This window comes from Stenotrophomonas sp. SrG, from assembly GCF_050031795.1.
Taxonomy (GTDB): domain Bacteria; phylum Pseudomonadota; class Gammaproteobacteria; order Xanthomonadales; family Xanthomonadaceae; genus Stenotrophomonas; species Stenotrophomonas rhizophila_A.
The window spans coordinates 228,820-247,449 of the sequence record NZ_JBNBBE010000004.1 but is presented as its reverse complement, the minus strand read 5'-3'; the positions used below and the strand labels follow the sequence as shown (position 1 = coordinate 247,449).

The window sequence follows — 18,630 nt, the reverse complement described above, 5'->3', positions numbered from 1 at the left end:
ATTGTACCGGTCCGTGCCGGCCGGTGGTCGGTCCCGGGGTCGGTTGCAGCCCGGTCCGGGCGCTCCGCCTGAACGAACCGGCGCCCCGAACCTTGCGCTGGCGCACGGATTGGTTGAACAAACCATGACAACGTTGCCACCACCTGCCCCGCCTGGTGCCCGGCAGGCCCGCGTCCGCCCCCTCTGCTGTTGCCGGCCTCTCTCACCGGCCCCGGACCTGCTGCAACGCTGGCGACACCCTGCCGCCCAGCGCCCACCACCTGATCGGAGTACGACATGGCTGACCCGATTGCGCGCAGTACGGTGACATCGTTATCTCCCCGCCGCCCCGCCCGGCCCCGCCACTGGCTGCTGGCCCTCGCCTTGGGTTCGGCGGCCCTGAGCCCCGGCCTCGCCCTGGCCGCCAGTTGTACCGGCGTGCCGGAGTGGAACGGCAACGCGATCTACCTGGCCGGCAGCACCCTGCAGAAGGGCGGCGTGCTGTACCGGGCCAACCAGGACATCTGGAACGCCCCGCCCGACCACCCGGCCGGCGCGCCGTACTACACCAACCTGGGCGCCTGCGACAGCGGCGGCAGCAACCAGGCCCCCAGCGTCAGCCTGACCTCGCCGGCCAACGGCGCCAGCTTCAGCGCCGGCAGCACCATCACCGTCAGCGCCAACGCCAGTGACGCCGACGGCAGCGTGAGCAAGGTCGAATTCTTCCGTGGCGGCACCTCGCTCGGCATCGACACCAGCGCGCCCTACAGCGTGAGCTGGACCAACGCGGCGGCCGGCACCCATACCTTCAAGGCCGTGGCAACCGACAACAACAACGCCGTGACCTCGTCGGCCACGGTCAGCGTGACCGTCAACGCCGCCAGCAACGACACCACCCCGCCCAGCGTGCCGGGCGGCCTGTCGTCGCCGTCCAAGACCGCCACCACCGTCAACCTGGCCTGGAGCGCGGCCACAGACAACAGTGGCGGCAGCGGCGTGGCCGGCTATGACGTGTACCGCAACGGCACCCTGGTCGGCTCGCCCAACGCCACCCAGTACACCGATGGCGGCCTCACCGCCAGCACCGCCTACACCTACGCCGTGCGGGCCCGAGACAACACCGGCAACGCCTCGGCCCGCAGTGCCACCATCAGCGTGACCACCAGTGCAGGGGGCGGCAGTGGCGGCAACAAGCGCGTCATCGGCTACTTCACCCAGTGGGGCATCTACGGGCGCAACTACCGGGTCAAGAACATCGACACCAGCGGTTCGGCCAGCAAGCTGACCCACATCAACTACGCCTTCGGCAACGTGCGCAACAACCGCTGCGAAGTGGGCGTCACCCAGGCCTCCGACCCGAACACCGGGGTGGGCGGCGATGCGTTCGCCGATTACACCAAGGCATTCCAGGCCGGTGAGAGCGTCAGCGGCAGCGCCGATACCTGGGACCAGCCGCTGCGCGGCAACTGGAACCAGCTCAAGCAGCTCAAGGCCAAGCACCCGAACGTGAAGGTGCTGATCTCGCTCGGTGGCTGGACCTGGTCGCGCGGCTTCTCCAGCGCGGCGCAGCCGGCCAACCGCCAGGCGTTCGTGGCCTCGTGCATCGACGCCTACATCAAGGGCAACCTGCCGGTGACCGACGGTGCCGGTGGCGTGGGCGCGGCGGCAGGCGTGTTCGACGGCATCGACATCGACTGGGAATACCCGGTGGCGTGCGGCATCGCCTGCGGGACACCGGCCGACAATGCCAACTTCACCGCGCTGATGGCCGAATTCCGCCGCCAGCTCGATGCGGTGCGCCCGGGCCTGCTGCTCACGGTGGCGGTCGGTGCGGGCATCGACAAGATCCGCGTGACTGATCCGGCGGCGTATCACCCGTACCTGGATTTCATCAACGTGATGACGTACGACTTCCACGGCGCGTTCGATCCGAAGACCGGGCACCATTCGGCGCTGTTCGATTCGCCGGCCGATCCGTCCACCGGTGATGTGAAGCTGTACAACAGCAACGATGCGATGGAAGCCTTCCTCGCCCGCGGGGTGCCGGCCAGCAAGCTCAACCTGGGCATCGGCTTCTACGGCCGCGGCTGGACCAACGTGCCCAACGTCAACAACGGGCTGTACCAGACCGGCTCGGCCGCACCGGGTACCTACGAGGCGGGCATCGAAGACTGGAAGGTATTGAAGAACCTCAACCATCCGGTCTTCACCGATGCCACCGCGCGGGCCACCTGGAGCTACAACGGCACCACGTTCTGGAGCTTCGACACCCCGGCGATGGTGACCGAGAAGATGGGCTACGTGAAAACCCAAGGACTGGGCGGTGCGTTCTTCTGGGAGTTCAGCGGCGATGATACCCAAGGCACGCTGGTGAACACGATCAGCAATGGGTTGAAGTAAGGGGGATCGTGCCCGGGGCCCTCCCACCCCGGGCACGATGTTTCACTGTGATGGCGCGAACGTCTCCAAATGAGCGGTTTCTGCAAGCTGCAATTTTTTGCAGCAACCAGAATGGTGCACTTTCCGCATGCCGCCATCCAGGGCAGGCCACTTCCGACTGAAATCGACGTGCGTGGGACCTCACGCACGCGCTTGAGCATTTTCTGAAAGCAGTAGAGGGCCGCCTTTCAATAATGGCGGTCCTTTCTTTATGGTGCCTTGCATCCATGCGGACCCCTACCACCCTGCTGCGCATTGGCGCTGCCCTCGGCATCCAGAACGCGAAAAACACCCTCGACACACGGCGTGGACTCAAGACACCGATCCTCACCAAGATCTCCAACAGCAACAAGGAGTGGAAGGAAACGTGTCAGCAGCGCGGCTTCCGCACTGTTGCTTCAATGCCCCCGCAATTGATGTCTGTCCGGGTAACACCGTTGCGTACCACCACGGATTATCGACCCGGCGCGGGGATGGCGCAGATCGAGAAGCTGCTGTGTATCCCCCCTCCGGAAACGGACGTGCTCGGCGGCGATGAAGCACCACCCGCCGTCGTCACGCAGCGGAGCACACCGCCGCAGGCGTCGCTGCAGAAAAGCGCGCTCCCGGACAACCGTAGCTGGTTGCACCCTGGAAGCAGCGACGGATCGGCCCAGACCGCCACGTGGCAGAAGCCGACGCCCGCTAACGTGGACGCCACGCTGAAGTCAGTCGAGAAACGAATGGCTCCTGACGTACCGCGGTTACCGGTCCGGGCCAGCGAGCTGCATCCCAACGCGTTGATGAACCAGCATGATTTCCTCGATCCGCGTCAGGACAGGTTGGCCATCGATCTTTACGGCGAAGAGGGCGCGGCCGACTACGGCCTGGCAGCGTTCGATATTGCGTACACAGCGATCAACAGCGGCTTGTTTGAACGTCCGGAAGATCTGCCGATTGCGCCTGCATCGGTGGACGCCGCGCATCCGTCGGATCCGCTGGGGACTGGCTGGCACACTGACAGTTATTCCAATGCCGCGGACATCGCACCGATCGGACAGCGATATCCGGACGCGACAGGTCGATTTGCAGACGAAGACCGCGAGATCAAAGCTTTCGACGCAATGTTGAACAGCTACAGCGAAGAGAAGGCCACGGCTGACGGCGACATATCGCCGCCACCGCCTCCCCCCATGCCGGCGCCTGAAACGAGCAGCACCACCGTGTCGCCCTTGTCGCCGTCATCGCCGCTTAGCCACGCCAAGGCGCTGTTCATCGCCCCGACGAAGGAAGACGTGATGGCGGAACTACGTCAAGCACTTTCGCAACGCCAGGCGCGCCAGGCGAGCGTGGAAAGCACCGTCTCTAGCGCCGCCAGCCCTTCCCCTTCTAGCGCCACCAGCCCTTCCCCGTTGCGGGTCGCTGCAGGCTTGGTCAAGGGCTTCGAGCTGATGACGGACACGCACAAGGAATCGCTGTCCGGCTACAGCTCCGATTCCGGTCTCGGCAGCCATCTGCTTGATGCGGGCGCGGACTCCGACCACGGCTGGAGCGATTCCGAAGCATGACGATGCGGTCCGCCCCGGGGTGATCCCGGGGCGGCGTGGGCTCAGTTGGCCTGGCGCTCCAGCGCCTTGAGCAGCTGTGCCGGCGGCACGTAGCCGCCCAGCTGGGTCCCGTCGGCGGCGAACACCGCCGGGGTGCCGCTGACGCCCACCTGCTGGCCCAGGTTGTACTGCATGGCCACCGGGCTGGTGCAGTTCTTCGGCGTGACCGGCTGGCCCTGCTTGGCGCTGGTCAGCGCCTTGCGGCGGTCGCTCGCGCACCAGACCGAGATCATGTCGGTGAAGTCCTTGCTGCCCGGGCCCATGCGTGGGAACGCCACGTACTCCACGGTGATACCCATGCGGTTCAGCTCGGGAAGATCCTGGTGCAGCTTGCGGCAGTACCCGCACTCGATGTCGGTGAACACGGTGAGCGTGTGCTTGGGATTGGCCGCAGCGAACACGATGCGGTCACCGCGCGGCACCTTGTCCAGCAGCTGCTTGCGGTAGGCCAGCAGGCCGGCGCTGCTGGCCGGGGCGCGGTTCTGGATGTCGTACGGCTGGGACTGCATCAGGTAGCGGCCGTCGTCGGACACGTACAGCACCTGCCCGCCCACCAGCACCTCGCGGAAGCCCGGGAACGGGGCCGCGCCGATGTAGTCGGGCTTGAACTTCGGGTCCAGACCGGCCAGCGCGCTGCGCACGGTCTGGTCGGCGTTGGCATTGGCCGGCGCGGCGCTGCTGGCCGGCTGGGCGCCCGGCTTGGCGGCCGGCGGCGCCGGCTGGGCGCAGGCGGTCAGGCTGAGCGCACCGCACAGCGCCACGGTAAGGACTCGAAGCATCTGCAGTTCCACGGTAAAAGGTGCCCGATTCTCGCACAGCCGCTCCCGCGGCGACGTCACGGCGGGCGCCTTCGGCCCGCCTGCGGGTGCGGCGAGGGAATCGTGAAAGCGCTCGCCCATCAGTGCGTGCACGCTCGCTGCCCCTTCGTCCGCCCTGCTCCTTTCCCGTGCATTCCCTTTCATCGATCACGCTTTCGTTCAAGGCCCATGTCCTGCGCCGCACCTCCGCCCGCGTGGCGCTGGCGGCCGGCTCCCACGACGGCGGGCGATTCCATCGCGCCATGAACAGCATCCAGAACAGCGAAGACCGGCTGTCCGGGCGATTCTGGAGCGGCGCGCTCAGCGCGCCGAAGCTGGTGGACCGCGCCGCCCAGCTGGCCCGGCTGCGCGAGCAGCTCATCCCCTCCCACCACGTCGCCGACCGGGTCGAGCGGCTGGAGCAGGTGCTGAACCGGTGTGGCGACCGTCGGCCGCGCTGGGTGTCCAATACCGCCCCCCGCGCGCAGGCCATGCAGGCGCTGGTCGCGCCCGATGCGGTGCTCGGTCGCGCGCGCGCTGCACTGGCCGCGCTGTTCTGGCAGGGTGAGCTGACCACGCTCGCCGACTTCCAGGCCGCCTATCAGCGTGCCAACCCACCGGACAGCAATGACCCGGACCGTGCGGCAGAGCTGCACCGGGCCGCCATGGAACAGTTGTACGCGCAGGCGCCGGCGGTGGAACACGGCGGTCAGAAGGCGCTGCTGTTTTCTTTCGGGGCCCTCGTGGCACCCCAGCACCGTCCTTCGGTTGTGTCGCTGTCGCCCAGCCGCGCTTCACGCAACGACGCGGTGAACCGGTGGCGGAACACCGCGATGCTGGCCGATGCGTCGGCGGGTTCGGACAGCGACGAGGTGTCCGACGACGGCAGCTGCAGCACCGCCTCCACCGCCTGGGTGGCGATCGGCGAGCCCCGGGAAAGCTACGCCTGAACGGCACAGCGCCGTGCGCCACTACCCTCTGGGATGGTGGCGCGCGTGCAGCTTCTGCAGGTGCTCGCGTGCCACCAGCGTGTAGATCTGGGTGGTGGACAGCGAGCTGTGGCCGAGCAGCATCTGCAGCGCGCGCAGGTCGGCGCCGCGGTTGAGCAGGTGGGTGGCGAAGCTGTGGCGTAGCCCGTGCGGGCTGATCCGCACCGGGTCGATCCCCGCAAGCGCGGCGTACTTCTTTACCAGGGACCAGAACTGCTGGCGGCTCAGCGGCTGCAGCGACGGTTCCAGGAACAACGGCACCTCGCCGTCGCGCGCGGGCACGGTGCGCGTGCCGACCAGCTGCGGCCGCGCTTCGCGCAGGTAGCGCTCCAGCCAGTGCTGGGATTCCTCGCCCAGCGGCACCAGCCGTTCCTTGCTGCCCTTGCCGGTCACCCGCAGCACGCCCTGGCGCAGGTTCACCGCGTTGGCCGGCAGCTCCACCAGCTCGCTTACGCGCAGGCCGGCGGCGTACATCAGCTCGAGCATGGCGCGGTCGCGCAGGCCCAGTGGCTGTTCCACCTCGGGTGCGGCGAGCAGCGCGTCGATCTGGCTCTCGGCCAGCGCCTTGGGCAGCAATCGTGGCAACCGGGGCGGATCAAGCAGGGCGCTGGGGTCTTCGCTGCGCTGCCCGCGCCGCACTGCATCGGCGAAGAACGCGCGCAGCGCCGACAGCAGCCGCGCGTTGCTGCGCGGCGACCAGCCGTGGCGCGCGCGCCAGGCCAGGTAGTCGAACAGGCCGGCGCGGTCGATCCCGGCCAGCCCGTTGCCGGCGCCGTCGCGCCAGCGCGCCAGCCCTTCGAGGTCGCGCCGGTAGCTGTCCAGGCTGGCCCGGGCCAGGCCCTGCTCGGCCCAGACCGCGTCGAGGAAACGCTGGATGTGCGCGTTGTCGTCAGCGCGCAGTTCGGGCAGGTGCTGCACCAGCTGGCGGCGCGCGGCGGGGGTGGCGGTGTCGGACATGCCCACAGGATACGGAGACGGGACCGCGCCGGCCATCCACAGCGGACGCCGGCGCGGGTATGCTCGGCGCATGAGCGCACCTACCGCTGTGGCCACGGATACCGCCCGCCCTGCATCGCTGCTGGTGTGGCGGCTGCTGTCGCTGCTGTACGACTTCTTCCCGGCGCTGGCGCTGTGGATGCTGGTCGGCGCGCTGTTCACCGCCGGCTACGCGGCCGGCCACGCCGCGCGCGACAACATCGCGCCGTTCAGTGCGCTGCAGTGGCTGCTGTGGGGGTGTTGCTGGGTCGTGACCGGCGTATATGCGGTCGAAAGCTGGCGGCGCGGTGGCCAGACGTTGGGCATGCGGCCGTGGCGGTTGCAGGTCGTGGGCGCCGATGGCACCTCGCCCACGCGGCGCCAGCTGTGGCTGCGGTATGCGGTGGGCACGCTGTCGGTGCTGCTGGGGGGCCTGGGGCTGTGGTGGGCATTGATCGACCGCCAGCGCCTGACGTGGCATGACCGGGCGAGTGGTACACGACTGGTGCGATTGCCAACGCGGTAGGTACCGACCGTTGGTCGGTACGGATAATGCCGCAACGACCAACGGTCGTTGCCTACCTTCGGGCTGACCCGGCCCGGGTCAGCCGGATTTTCGGCGGAACAGCATGCCCGATACCACCAGCATCACGATCGGCGGCAGTGCGTAGGCGATGCGGTAATCGAACTTCAGCGCGCCGGCCATGCGCCCGAAGAACAGCTGCAGCAGCCAGAAGCCCAGCGCGAACAGGATGCCCAGGAACAGGCGCTTGCCCATGCCGCCGCTGCGCAGCGAACCGAACGCGAAGGGGACGGCGGCCAGGCACAGCGCCAGCACGTTGAGCGGGTAGAACCAGCGGCTCCAGTAGATGTCCTCGTAATCGCGCGCGTCCAGCCCGTTGCGCTTGCGGTACTCGATGCTGGTGCGCAGGTCGCGCGCGGCCAGGTTGCGCGGTTTGGAGAAACCGGCGGCCAGCGCGCCCGCATCCAGCTTGGAATCCCACTTTTCGCTGTCCACGGTGGTACGGGTGGCCGAACGCTCGCCGAAGGTATCGCGGCGCACCTTGTTCAAGGTCCAGCCGTCGGCCGTGTGCTCGACCGTGCCGGCATGGGTCACCGACGCAATGTTTCCGTCCGGTGCGATCTGGTAAAGGCGCACGTCGCTGAGCACCAGCCGCGTGCCGCCACCGGGCAGCAGCTGCTCCTCGCCACTGGTCGCGGTAAGGAAGGTATCGCCTTCACGTACCCAGATGCCCGCGTACCGCGACGCAGAAAGGTTCTGCCCCGACTTCGCACTGGCCCGGATGGTGTCGGAACGGTTCTGCGCCCACGGTGCCAGCGTCTCGCCGTTCACCACCATCACCGCCGTCATCAGCGACAACGCGATCGCCACCGAGGCACTGAGCCGCTTGCGCGACAGCCCCAGCGCGCGCAGCGCGGTGAGCTCGGACGTGGCGGCCATCTGGCCCAGCCCCATCAGCGCACCGATCACCGCTGCGGTCGGGAAGAACGTGTAGGCCCGGCGCGGCACGGTGTACAGCACCGAGGCCGCCGCATGGCCGAGCGTATAGCCGCCCTTGCCCACGTCCTTGAACTCGCCGGAGAACGCCATCACCACGTCCAGGCCGACCAGCACGGCCCAGGTCAACAGCACCGTGCCGAACACCGCCCGGCCCAGGTAGAAATCAAACCGCATCGGGTGGAGCTTCATGCGGTCCTCCGCGGGCGCGAGAGCTTGCCGTCGCGCAGGTACATCCAGATGGCCAGCGCCAGCAACGGCAGGCTCAACCACCACAACCCCACTGTCGCCGGCACCTTGCCGTCCGCGATCCAACGGGTACCAATGAACATCAGGTTCATGCCGACCATGTAGGCAAGGAAGGCGAACATCATCCTGCCGTAGCGCTGCTGGCGCGGCGAACTGCGCGCCAGCGGCAGGGTCATCAACGCAAACGCCAGGGCGATCAGCGGAGGGGTGATGCGCGAGTGCAGCTGCGCCTGGGCTTCCGGCCGGGGGTCGCCGAACAACCGGCCGGTCGGCAGCAGCTCGGGGTCGTTTTCGTCGCGGGTGATGGCGCCATCGGGCAGCGCAACGTCGTTGCGGACGAAGGTCATCAGCCGGTAATCCAGCGCGCCGTTGGCCGGGCCCTCGATCTGGTGGCCGTCATTGAGCTGCAGGTAGCGCTGGCGGTCGCCCTCGAAGAACATCTTGCCGGTCGCGGCCGACATCACCTCGATACGGTCGCCGCGGCTGCGCTGGACGAAGATCCGCCCCAGCCCGCTGCCGTCGGCCGAGACCGAGGACAGGTAGACCACCCCCCCATTGGACAGCATGGTGAACTTGCCCGACTCCAGCCCGGCCATGACCAGGCTCTTGTTGGCGTCTTCAACCATCTGCTCACTGGTCCGGTCGGCCCACGGGCCCAGCCACAGCGAGCACAGGGCGATCAGCCCGACCACCGGCAGCACCAGCATCAGCACCGGCCGCAGCAGCCGCTTGGGCCCCACGCCAATGGCGGTCAGCACCGCCATTTCCGAATCCCGGTACAGCCGCGCGGTGGCCAGCAGCAGGCCCAGCATCAGCGCCAGCGGCAGGATCAACGGCATGTAGACGATGAACTGCAGGCCCAGCTGGGAGAACAGCAGGCGGGCAGGCAGGCGGCCGTCGGCGATGTTGCCGAGGATGTCCACCAGCACGCCGCCCACGCTCACTACCAGCAATACGATCAGGGTGGCCAGAAAACTCTGGACGAAATCACGCAGGAGATAGCGATCGAGCTTCGACATGGGGCGGTGGTTTAAACTCTCGGATTCGTTCGCGTGGCTGCCCAGTCTACTGACGGGACGTAAACAGTTCGCGATTGTACGTTTTTGCCAACGGAATCTGATCAATGGCCCTGGAATTCACCCTGAACCACGCTGCCCCGGCCTCGGCCGAGGTCGACTGCGTCATCGTTGGCGCCTATGCCGACCAGACCCTGAGCCCGGCGGCACAGGCCCTGGACGCCGCGTCGGGCGGCCGTCTGACCGCCCTGGTCGCCCGCGGCGATGTCAGCGGCAAGACCGGCGCCACCACCCTGCTGCATGACGTGCCCGGCGTGAAGGCCCCGCGCGTGCTGGTGGTCGGGCTGGGCGAGCCGGCCAAGTTCGGCGTGCCGCAGTACCTCAAGGCGGTGGGCGATGCCAGCCGCGCGCTGAAGACCGGGGTCATCCGCCATGCGCTGTTCACCCTGGCCGAGATCGAGGTCAAGGGCCGCGATGCCGCCTGGAACATCCGCCAGGCCGTGATCAGCGCCGACCACGCCGCTTATCGGTACACCGCCACCCTGGGCACCAAGAAGGCCGAGGCCCCGGGCCTGGCCACGTTGGCCATCGCCGGCACCGACAGCCAGGCGCTGACCCAGGGCCAGGCCATCGCCGCCGGCGTGCAGCATGCCCGCGAGCTGGGCAACCTGCCGCCGAACCTGTGCACCCCGGCCTACCTGGCCGAATCCTCGGTGGCCTTCGCCCAGGCCCATGCCGGTGCCGAAGCGGAGATCCTGGACGAGACCCAGATGGAAGCGCTCGGCATGGGTTCGCTGCTGGCCGTGGCCCGTGGCTCGGCCAACCGCCCGCGCCTGGTGGTGCTGAAGTGGAACAACGGCGGCGACGCCAAGCCGTACGTGCTGGTCGGCAAGGGCATCACCTTCGATACCGGCGGCGTGAACCTGAAGACCCAGGGCGGCATCGAAGAGATGAAGTACGACATGTGCGGTGGCGCCAATGTCATCGGCACCTTCGTCGCGGCGGTCACCGCCAAGCTGCCGCTGAACCTGGTGGTGGTGGTCCCGGCGGTGGAGAACGCCATCGACGGCAACGCTTACCGCCCGTCCGACGTGATCACCTCGATGTCGGGCAAGACCATTGAAGTGGGCAACACCGATGCCGAAGGCCGCCTGATCCTGTGCGACGCGTTGACTTACGCACAGCGCTTCGAGCCGGCCGCGCTGGTCGACGTGGCCACCCTGACCGGCGCCTGCCTGGTCGCCCTGGGCCACCAGACCGCCGGCCTGATGACCAAGCATGACGACCTGGCCAACGAACTGCTGGCCGCCGGCGAGCAGGTGTTCGACCGCGCCTGGCGCCTGCCGCTGTGGGACGAATACCAGCCGATGCTGGATTCGAGCTTCGCCGACGTCTACAACATCGGCGGCCGCTGGGCCGGCGCGATCACCGCCGGCTGCTTCCTGTCGCGCTTCACCGAAGGCCAGCGCTGGGCGCACCTGGACATCGCCGGCGTGGCCAGCGACGAAGGCAAGCGCGGCATGGCCACCGGCCGCCCGGTCGGCCTGCTGACCCAGTGGCTGCTCGACCAGGTCGGCCGCGCCCATGTCGCGGGCTGATTTCTACCTGATCGCCAAGCCGCGGTTCCTGACCGAACCGCTGCGCCTGGTCTGCGAACTGGCCCGCAAGGCCAACGACGCCGGGCTGTCCACCCTGGTGCTGGCGCGCGACCAGGCCCAGGCCGAGGAACTGGACGAGCTGTTGTGGTCATTCGATGACGATGCCTACATCCCGCACCAGATCGCCGGCGAAGACGCGGACGAGGAAGAAGCGCTGGTGCTGATCGCCGCGCCGGGTACCGATGCCGCCTCGCGCCCGCTGGTGATCAACCTGCGCGACGACCCCTACCTGGGCGCCTGCGACCGGGTGCTGGAAGTGGTGCCGGCCGACCCCGAAGCCCGCGAGCCGCTGCGCGAGCGCTGGCGCCAGTACAAGGCGCTGGATTTCGACCTGAACAAGTACGACATGTAAGCCCGGCCCGGCACCCTTGATCGGTGCCGCCGGTGCCCTGATCCTTTACCGATTGCCTCCTGGTTGCCCCCGCATGACCCAACTTGCCTCCAGCTACGACCCCAAGACCTTCGAAACGGAGCTGTACGACTCCTGGGAGAAGGCCGGGCACTTCAAGCCGTCCGGCAAGGGCGAGCCGTACACCATCCTGCTGCCGCCGCCGAACGTGACCGGCACGCTGCACATGGGCCATGCCTTCCAGCAGACCCTGATGGATGCGCTGGTGCGCTACCACCGCATGCGCGGCTACGACACGTTGTGGCAGGTGGGTACCGACCACGCCGGCATCGCCACCGAAATGGTGGTGTCGCGCAACCTGGCGCTGGCCGGCAACGGCGAGAGCCGCGATTCGCTGGGCCGCGACGGGTTCATCGAAAAGGTATGGGAATGGAAGGCGCAGTCGGGCGACATCATCGAACGCCAGATGCGCCGCATGGGCACCTCGGCGGACTGGTCGCGCAGCACCTTCACCATGGACCCGCAGCCGTCCGAAGCGGTGGTCGAGGCGTTCCTGCGCTGGCATGAGCAGGGCCTGATCTACCGTGGCCAGCGCCTGGTCAACTGGGACCCGGTGCTGAAGACCGCCATTTCCGACCTGGAAGTGGAAAGCGTGGAGGAAGACGGCTTCCTGTGGTCGATCGCCTACGCGCTGGAAGACGGCGCCAGCTACGAGCATGTCGAGCGCGACGCCGACGGCAACGAGACCCTGCGCGAAACCCGCCCGTATCTCGTTGTCGCCACCACCCGCCCGGAAACCCTGCTGGGCGATACGGCGGTGATGGTGCACCCGGAAGACGAGCGCTACGCGCACCTGATCGGCCGCAGCGTCACCCTGCCGCTGACCGGGCGCAGCGTGCCGGTGATCGCCGATGACTATGTCGACCGCGCGTTCGGTACCGGCGTGGTCAAGGTCACCCCGGCGCACGACTTCAACGACTACCAGGTCGGCCTGCGCCACAACCTGCCGATGATCAACCTGTTCACCCCGGTGGCGGCGATCAACGACAACGCCCCGGAAAAGTACCGCGGGCTGGACCGCTACGAAGCGCGCAAGGTGATCCTGGCCGAACTGGAAGAACAGGGCATCCTGGTCGAGACCAAGGCGCACAAGCTGCAGGTGCCGCGCGGCGACCGCACCCAGCAGGTGATCGAGCCCTACCTGACCGACCAGTGGTTCGTGAAGATGGACGCGCTGGCCCAGCGCGGCCTGGAACTGGTCGAAAACGGGTCCATCCAGTTCGTCCCGGCCAACTGGATCAACACGTACCGCCACTGGATGGAAAACATCCAGGACTGGTGCATCAGCCGCCAGCTGTGGTGGGGCCACCGCATTCCGGCGTGGTTCGACGCGGCCGGCACCTGCTACGTGGGCCGCGATGAAGCAGACGCGCGCGCGCGCGCCGGGCTGGGGGCCGATGTGGTGCTCACCCAGGACAGCGACGTGCTGGAAACCTGGTTCTCCTCGCAGCTGTGGCCGTTCTCCACCTTGGGCTGGCCGAACGAACAGGCGATGGCCGAGCGCGGTTTCGAGCGCTACCTGCCGTCGTCGGTGCTGATCACCGGGTTCGACATCATCTTCTTCTGGGTGGCCCGCATGATCATGGCCACCGACAGCTTCACCGGCAAGATCCCGTTCAAGGACGTCTACATCACCGGCCTGATCCGCGATGCGCAGGGCCAGAAGATGTCCAAGTCCAAGGGCAACGTGCTCGACCCGCTGGACATCATCGACGGCATCTCCATCGACGACCTGGTCGCCAAGCGCACCACCGGGCTGATGAAGCCCAAGGACGCGCCGAAGATCGAGAAGCAGACCCGCAAGGATTTCCCGGACGGCATCATCGCCCACGGTGCCGATGCGCTGCGCTTCACCATCGCCGCGCTGGCCACCCACGGCCGCGACATCAAGTTCGACATGAGCCGCGCCGAGGGCTACAAGAACTTCTGCAACAAGCTGTGGAACGCCAGCCGCTTCACCCTGATGAACACCGAAGGCGCGCAGTTCAACGGCGTGCCGCAGCCACGCACCGACGCCGAGCGCTGGATCCTGGCGCGGTTGGCGGCGGTGTCGGCCGAGGCGCAGGCGCACTACGCCAACTACCGCTTCGACCTGCTCGCGCAGGCGCTGTACGAGTTCGCCTGGAACGAATTCTGCGACTGGTTCCTGGAGCTGACCAAGCCGGCGCTCAACGGCGACAACGCCGAGGACGCGGCCAGCACCCGCCACACCCTGCTGTACGTGCTGGAAGCGCTGCTGCGCCTGCTGCACCCGCTCACCCCCTTCGTGACCGAGCAGCTGTGGCGCCAGGTGGCGCCGCGCCTGGGTCTGGACGGCGACACCATCTCGCTGCGCGCCTATCCCACCGCAGAGGAGTTCGCCGGCGATTACGCGCGTGCCGAGGCCGACGTGGAGTGGTTGAAGTCGATGGTCAGCGCGCTGCGCCGCGTGCGCAGCGAACTGAACGTGCCGCCGGCCAAGCAGGTGGGCCTGCTGCTGCAGGGTGGCAACGAGGACGACCGCAACCGCGTCGCGCGCTTCACCTCGTCGCTGTCGTTCCTGCTGAAGCTGGAGCGCATTGAGTGGTTGGCCGGCGATGCGGACACCCCGCCGGCCGCGACCGCCATCGTAGGCGAGCTGAAGCTGCTGGTGCCGTTGGAAGGCCTGGTCGACCTGGGCGCCGAACGCGCCCGGTTGGACAAGGAAATCGCGCGGGTGGAGGCGGAAAAGGAAAAGAGCGCCACCAAGCTGTCCAGATTCACCGACAAGGTGCCGGCGGCGGTGATCGAGCAGGAGCGCGTGCGTCTGGTCGACTGGACCGCGCAGCTGGAAGGCCTGGTCGCGCAGCGCGCGAAGCTGTAACGGGTTGGAGCGTGGCGACCAACGGTCGCCACCTACCGGGGTTCGCAGCCACGCAGGGCGTGGCTGCCCCTACAACGGCGGCATCGTCTGGATGTCGTCGTCGACCAGTTCGATCGCCATCACCAACGCGTCCTCCCGGCCATCGCGCGCGGGGTAATAGCGTGGGCGCCGGCCGATCTCGTTGAAGCCTTCGCTGTGGTACAGCGCCACCGCCGGGGTGTTGGACGGGCGCACTTCCAGGAACACCCGGTGCGCGCCATGCTCGCGCGCGAGCTTCACCAGCGCGCGGAACAGCCGCCGGCCCAGGCCACGGGTCTGGCAGGCCGGATCGATGCAGACATTGAGCACGTGCGCTTCGTCGGCGGCGATGCTCAGCACCCCATACCCCACCAGCACTCCGTCGTCGTCCAGCGCCAAGGCCGGATAACCGGCGCGCAGGCAATCGACGAAGATGCCGCGCGTCCACGGGAACGGATACCCGCGCAGCTCGATTTCCATCACCGCATCCAGGTCGACCTCGCGCAGCGCGCGCAGCGTCATCGGCCGCGGCGAGCTGACCGCGCTCACCCGCGGCCTCGCTTGCGCAGTGCCCTCAGCTGCGGCCACAGCGCGCGCTTGGCGGCGGCGTTGCCGCGCAGTTCGTCCAGGTTCCAGCCGGCCATCAGCGCCTGGGTGTCCGGATCATTGGGGTTGCAGCCCGAAGCGCGCAGCAGCGCGATCTGCAGCGGCGGCGGCATGCGGACGGCGGGACGGCGGGCACCGGCGCGCACGGGCGCGGCAGGCGCTTCGGCAGCGGGCGCGGTGCGGCGCCGGGGGGCGGGAGCATCGTCGCTGGGCGCGTTGCCGCGCGCTGGCGGGGGTGCGTCTTCCATGCGCGACGGTGCGTCGCGCCGTGGGGCGGGCGGGAGTGCCTGGTCGGCGGCGGGTGCCGCGGCGAGTTCGATCTGCGCGTCCGGCGCCGGTTCAACATTGCCGTCCACGAACACCGTGTAGCCCATCGCCTGCAGCCAGGACTGCTGCGCCGGGGTCCACAGTGACGGGTCGGCCGGGCTGCTCACGCGCCGGGCTCGGCCGTCTTGCGGGTGCGCTGCCACAGCCAGCTGACCGGCCCGGACAGGGCGTAGATCACGCCCACCGCGAACAGCACGCGCGGCAGGTCGATGACCATGATCGCAATGGCGATCGGCACCAGCGCCAGTGCCAGGAACGGCACGCGATCGGCACGCGGGCCTTTCTCGCCGCTGCCCTTGAAGCTCCAGAAGCGGATCCGGCTCACCATCAGCAGCGCTGCCACCAGGGTCACGGCCAGCGCCACGTAGCGCAGCTCATTGCCATCCCAGCCCAGCTGGCCATCGGCGAAGGCCCACACGAACGACATCATCAGTCCGGCCGCGGCCGGGCTGGCCAGGCCGATGAACCAGCGCTTGTCGACCACGCTGACCTGCGTATTGAAGCGGGCCAGGCGCAGCGCCGCGCATGCGGCATACAGGAACGCCACCGCCCAGCCGACCCGGCCCAGGACGGGGTCGTCGAATTTCAGCCACGACAGCGACCAGTGGTACATCACCAGCGCCGGGGCCATGCCGAAGCTGACCAGGTCGGCCAGCGAGTCGTACTGCACGCCGAACTCGCTGCTGGTCCCGGTCAGGCGCGCCACCCGGCCATCCAGGCCGTCCATCACCGCCGCCACGAACACGGCGATGGCGGCATTGACGAAATCGCCGTTGGCCGCCGCGATGATCGCGTAGAACCCGGCGAACAGGCCGGCGGTAGTGAACAGGTTGGGCAGCAAATAGATGCTGCGCGAGCGCGGCGGGGGTTTCATCTGATCCATGCCCGCCAGTTTAGTGGCTGCGGCCCGGTTTGGGGGGAGGCTTGCCAGCACGGGGCGGGAATGCTGCAATCGCGCCTCTGTCCCCCGCTGCCCGGAGTTGCCATGCGTGTCCTGCCCCTCGTGTGCTGCCTGCTGCTGCTTGCCAGCGCTTCGGCCAGCGCCGGAACCGTCTACAAATGGAAGGACGCCAACGGCGTGACCCAGTATTCGGAGAAGCCGCCCACCGGCCAGAAGGCCGAAGAGCGCAAGATCCAGACGCGCGACCCGGCCGGCCGCACCGCGGCAGCCGAGCCCGCCGCCGCCGAATCGGCCGACTGCACCACCGCCCGCACCAACCTGTCCCTGCTCAACGGCAAGGGCGCGGTACTGCAGGACACCAATGGCGACGGCAAGCCGGATACCCCGCTGGATGACGGCCAGCGCGAAGCGCAGAAGACCTTGGCCGAAGCCGGCATCAAGGCGTACTGCAAGCCTGCGGCCTGACCGGCCTCCCCCCGACCAACGGTCGGGGGCTACCGGAGGGGCGGTGGAATTGCGGCGGATTGGGCACGTCGCCGGCCGGGCTGGCAGAATATTGCCTCCCAGCCGTTCAGCGAAGCCGACGATGCGCCTCTCCCAGTTCCACCTGCACACCACCAAGGAAACCCCCGGCGACGCCGAGCTGACCAGCCACCGGCTGATGCTGCGCGCGGGCATGATCCGCAAGCTCGCCTCGGGGCTGTATATCTGGTCGCCGCTGGGCCTGCGCGTGCTGCGCAAGGTCGAGCGCATCGTGCGCGAGGAAATGGAGCGCGCCGGTGCCATTGAATTCCAGGTGCCGACCATTCAGCCCAAGGACCTGTGGGAGGCCACCGGGCGCTGGGAAAAGTTCGGCCCGCAGCTGCTCAAGATCAAGGATCGCAAGGAGCAGGTGTTCTGCTACAGCCCCACCGCTGAAGAGGCCGCCGCCGATTTCGCGCGCCAGGAACTGAACAGCTACAAGCAGCTGCCGGTGAACTTCTTCCAGATCCAGACCAAGTTCCGCGACGAGATCCGCCCGCGCTTTGGCGTGATGCGCGCGCGCGAGTTCCTGATGAAGGATGCCTATTCCTTCCACCTGGACGATGCCTGCCTGGTGCGCGAGTACGAGAACATGAAGGCGGCGTACGCCCGCGTGTTCACCCGCCTGGGGCTGGACTTCCGCATGGTGCAGGCCGATTCCGGCGCGATCGGCGGCGACGCCTCGCAGGAATTCCACGTCATCGCCGACTCCGGCGAAGACGCGCTGGTGTTCTCCACCGGCTCCGATTACGCGGCCAACATGGAAGCCGCCGTCGCCGCTGCCCCGGGCCCGCGCCCGGCCGCCAGCGAAGCGCTGCGCAAGGTCGACACCCCCACCCAGAAAACCTGCGAAGCGGTCGCCGCCCTGCTCGGCCTGGGCCTGGAGCGTACCGTCAAGTCGATCGCGATCATGACCGAAGCCGGCTTCGTGCTGGCGCTGGTGCGCGGCGACCACGACGTCAACGAGATCAAGCTGGGCAAGGTCCAGGGCCTGCAGGGCTACCGCATGGCCGGTGAGGCGGAAATCGCCACGCACCTCGGCAGCGAACCGGGCTTCCTGGGCCCGCTCAATCCGGCCAAGCCGATCCGCATCGTGGCCGATCGCGACGTCGCCGCGATGGCCGATTTCGTCATCGGCGCCAACGAAGCCGGTTTCCATATTGCCGGCGTCAACTGGGGCCGTGACCTACCCGAGCCGGAAGTGGCCGACATCCGCAATGCGAAGGAAGGCGACCGTGCCGCCGATGGTGGCGAACTGCGCGTGGCACGCGGTATCGAAGTGGGGCACGTATTCCAGCTCGGCCGCCAGTATGCGCAGGCGTTGAATGCCACCGTGCTGGACGAAAACGGCAAGGCCGCGGTGATGGCGATGGGCTGTTACGGCATCGGTATCTCGCGCATCGTTGCCGCGGCGATCGAACAGAACCATGACGATGCCGGCATTATCTGGCCCGACGCGATGGCGCCGTGGCAGGTGGTGGTGTGCGTGATCAACCCCAAGCAGGACGACGCCGTGGCCAGTGCCGCTGCCGAACTGCTGGCCGAGCTGCAGGCCGCCGGCATGGATGCCGCACTGGACGACCGCGGGCTGCGCCCGGGGTCGATGTTCGCCGACATGGAACTGATCGGCGTGCCGCACCGGGTGGTGGTGTCCGAACGCGGCCTGGCCGCCGGTACGTTCGAGTACCGCGCGCGCAGTGCCAGCGAAGCGGAGAGCCTGGACCGCGACGCGCTGATGGCCAGGCTGACGAAGTGATGACAGTGCCGGGTGGGATATCCCGGCATTTTATTGTCCCGT

Annotated in this window: 16 protein-coding genes; 9 read left to right on the top strand and 7 right to left on the bottom strand. The window is 68.1% G+C overall.

What is annotated here, in order from left to right; all coding sequences use genetic code 11:
• Positions 1–276 precede the first annotated feature (276 nt).
• Both ACQG3P_RS05975 and ACQG3P_RS05970 read left to right on the top strand, forming a co-directional pair.
• Positions 277–2,379, top strand: a complete 2,103-nt coding sequence (locus ACQG3P_RS05975; protein ID WP_426804492.1) for a glycosyl hydrolase family 18 protein — start codon at positions 277–279, stop codon at positions 2,377–2,379.
• A gap of 266 nt (positions 2,380–2,645) precedes the next feature.
• Positions 2,646–3,965 carry a hypothetical protein gene (locus ACQG3P_RS05970; RefSeq protein WP_426804491.1) on the top strand — a complete coding sequence of 440 codons (1,320 nt, stop codon included), beginning with the start codon at positions 2,646–2,648 and terminating at the stop codon, positions 3,963–3,965.
• Positions 3,966–4,006: 41 nt separating this feature from the next.
• Here the strand turns inward: ACQG3P_RS05970 and ACQG3P_RS05965 are convergent, their stop codons facing one another.
• On the bottom strand, positions 4,007–4,783 hold the full coding sequence (locus ACQG3P_RS05965) for a DsbC family protein (RefSeq protein ID WP_336443547.1): 777 nt from the start codon (positions 4,781–4,783) through the stop codon (positions 4,007–4,009).
• Between the two features lie 167 nt (positions 4,784–4,950).
• Between ACQG3P_RS05965 and ACQG3P_RS05960 the strand changes: the two genes are divergently transcribed.
• Positions 4,951–5,751 (top strand): hypothetical protein, encoded by an 801-nt coding sequence (locus tag ACQG3P_RS05960; RefSeq protein ID WP_426804490.1) that lies wholly within the window; start codon positions 4,951–4,953, stop codon positions 5,749–5,751.
• A gap of 21 nt (positions 5,752–5,772) precedes the next feature.
• Here ACQG3P_RS05960 and xerD read toward each other — a convergent pair whose 3' ends face one another.
• Positions 5,773–6,747, bottom strand: a complete 975-nt coding sequence (gene xerD, locus ACQG3P_RS05955) for a site-specific tyrosine recombinase XerD (RefSeq protein WP_217538813.1) — start codon at positions 6,745–6,747, stop codon at positions 5,773–5,775.
• A 70-nt stretch (positions 6,748–6,817) separates the two neighbouring features.
• On the opposite strand from xerD, the gene ACQG3P_RS05950 reads away from it, so the two are divergent.
• A complete protein-coding gene (locus ACQG3P_RS05950) occupies positions 6,818–7,291 on the top strand; it encodes an RDD family protein (RefSeq protein WP_426804489.1) in 474 nt (157 codons plus the stop codon).
• Positions 7,292–7,369: 78 nt separating this feature from the next.
• On the opposite strand, the gene lptG is transcribed toward ACQG3P_RS05950, so the two are convergent.
• On the bottom strand, positions 7,370–8,476 hold the full coding sequence (gene lptG / locus ACQG3P_RS05945; RefSeq protein WP_217538816.1) for an LPS export ABC transporter permease LptG: 1,107 nt from the start codon (positions 8,474–8,476) through the stop codon (positions 7,370–7,372).
• Complete coding sequence (gene lptF, locus ACQG3P_RS05940; RefSeq protein WP_093536157.1) at positions 8,473–9,552, bottom strand: LPS export ABC transporter permease LptF; 1,080 nt, start codon at positions 9,550–9,552, stop codon at positions 8,473–8,475. Before lptF ends, lptG begins: the two co-directional genes overlap by 4 nt.
• A 104-nt stretch (positions 9,553–9,656) precedes the next feature.
• On the opposite strand from lptF, the gene ACQG3P_RS05935 reads away from it, so the two are divergent.
• The 3 genes from ACQG3P_RS05935 (at position 9,657) to ACQG3P_RS05925 (ending at position 14,458) form a co-directional block, all read left to right on the top strand.
• Positions 9,657–11,147: a leucyl aminopeptidase gene (locus tag ACQG3P_RS05935; RefSeq protein WP_426804488.1), complete on the top strand. Its 1,491-nt coding sequence runs from the start codon at positions 9,657–9,659 to the stop codon at positions 11,145–11,147.
• On the top strand, positions 11,134–11,559 hold the full coding sequence (locus tag ACQG3P_RS05930; protein ID WP_184124672.1) for a DNA polymerase III subunit chi: 426 nt from the start codon (positions 11,134–11,136) through the stop codon (positions 11,557–11,559). Before ACQG3P_RS05935 ends, ACQG3P_RS05930 begins: the two co-directional genes overlap by 14 nt.
• Before the next feature lie 73 nt (positions 11,560–11,632).
• Positions 11,633–14,458, top strand: coding sequence for a valine--tRNA ligase (locus ACQG3P_RS05925; protein WP_426804487.1), 2,826 nt, complete (start codon positions 11,633–11,635; stop codon positions 14,456–14,458).
• A gap of 69 nt (positions 14,459–14,527) precedes the next feature.
• On the opposite strand, the gene rimI is transcribed toward ACQG3P_RS05925, so the two are convergent.
• From rimI to pssA, 3 genes are read right to left on the bottom strand one after another with little or no spacing between them, the layout of a single operon-like run.
• Positions 14,528–15,025: a ribosomal protein S18-alanine N-acetyltransferase gene (gene rimI / locus ACQG3P_RS05920; RefSeq protein WP_093536218.1), complete on the bottom strand. Its 498-nt coding sequence runs from the start codon at positions 15,023–15,025 to the stop codon at positions 14,528–14,530.
• Positions 15,022–15,456 (bottom strand): DNA polymerase III subunit psi, encoded by a 435-nt coding sequence (locus tag ACQG3P_RS05915; RefSeq protein WP_217538828.1) that lies wholly within the window; start codon positions 15,454–15,456, stop codon positions 15,022–15,024. The genes rimI and ACQG3P_RS05915 overlap by 4 nt, the downstream gene beginning before the upstream one ends.
• Positions 15,457–15,512: 56 nt before the next feature.
• Entirely contained in the window at positions 15,513–16,292 is a 780-nt protein-coding gene (gene pssA, locus ACQG3P_RS05910) for a CDP-diacylglycerol--serine O-phosphatidyltransferase (RefSeq protein WP_068849124.1), read from the bottom strand.
• A 102-nt stretch (positions 16,293–16,394) separates the two neighbouring features.
• Here pssA and ACQG3P_RS05905 point away from each other — a divergent pair, with 102 nt between their 5' ends.
• Together ACQG3P_RS05905 and ACQG3P_RS05900 are read left to right on the top strand one after the other, a co-directional pair.
• A complete protein-coding gene (locus ACQG3P_RS05905) occupies positions 16,395–16,775 on the top strand; it encodes a DUF4124 domain-containing protein (protein ID WP_426804486.1) in 381 nt (126 codons plus the stop codon).
• Between the two features lie 121 nt (positions 16,776–16,896).
• On the top strand, positions 16,897–18,588 hold the full coding sequence (locus ACQG3P_RS05900) for a proline--tRNA ligase (RefSeq protein WP_426804485.1): 1,692 nt from the start codon (positions 16,897–16,899) through the stop codon (positions 18,586–18,588).
• Positions 18,589–18,630: the final 42 nt, after the last annotated feature.

Excerpts from the sequence above, each read along its gene's own strand:
- ACQG3P_RS05975 (WP_426804492.1), top strand. The coding sequence starts at position 277 with ATGGCTGACCCGATTGCGCGCAGTACGGTGACATCGTTATCTCCCCGC.
- ACQG3P_RS05970 (WP_426804491.1), top strand. The coding sequence starts at position 2,646 with ATGCGGACCCCTACCACCCTGCTGCGCATTGGCGCTGCCCTCGGCATC.
- ACQG3P_RS05965 (WP_336443547.1), bottom strand. The coding sequence starts at position 4,783 with ATGCTTCGAGTCCTTACCGTGGCGCTGTGCGGTGCGCTCAGCCTGACC.
- xerD (WP_217538813.1), bottom strand. The coding sequence starts at position 6,747 with ATGTCCGACACCGCCACCCCCGCCGCGCGCCGCCAGCTGGTGCAGCAC.
- ACQG3P_RS05950 (WP_426804489.1), top strand. The coding sequence starts at position 6,818 with ATGAGCGCACCTACCGCTGTGGCCACGGATACCGCCCGCCCTGCATCG.
- lptG (WP_217538816.1), bottom strand. The coding sequence starts at position 8,476 with ATGAAGCTCCACCCGATGCGGTTTGATTTCTACCTGGGCCGGGCGGTG.
- lptF (WP_093536157.1), bottom strand. The coding sequence starts at position 9,552 with ATGTCGAAGCTCGATCGCTATCTCCTGCGTGATTTCGTCCAGAGTTTT.
- ACQG3P_RS05935 (WP_426804488.1), top strand. The coding sequence starts at position 9,657 with ATGGCCCTGGAATTCACCCTGAACCACGCTGCCCCGGCCTCGGCCGAG.
- ACQG3P_RS05930 (WP_184124672.1), top strand. The coding sequence starts at position 11,134 with ATGTCGCGGGCTGATTTCTACCTGATCGCCAAGCCGCGGTTCCTGACC.
- ACQG3P_RS05925 (WP_426804487.1), top strand. The coding sequence starts at position 11,633 with ATGACCCAACTTGCCTCCAGCTACGACCCCAAGACCTTCGAAACGGAG.
- ACQG3P_RS05915 (WP_217538828.1), bottom strand. The coding sequence starts at position 15,456 with ATGGGCTACACGGTGTTCGTGGACGGCAATGTTGAACCGGCGCCGGAC.
- pssA (WP_068849124.1), bottom strand. The coding sequence starts at position 16,292 with ATGGATCAGATGAAACCCCCGCCGCGCTCGCGCAGCATCTATTTGCTG.
- ACQG3P_RS05905 (WP_426804486.1), top strand. The coding sequence starts at position 16,395 with ATGCGTGTCCTGCCCCTCGTGTGCTGCCTGCTGCTGCTTGCCAGCGCT.
- ACQG3P_RS05900 (WP_426804485.1), top strand. The coding sequence starts at position 16,897 with ATGCGCCTCTCCCAGTTCCACCTGCACACCACCAAGGAAACCCCCGGC.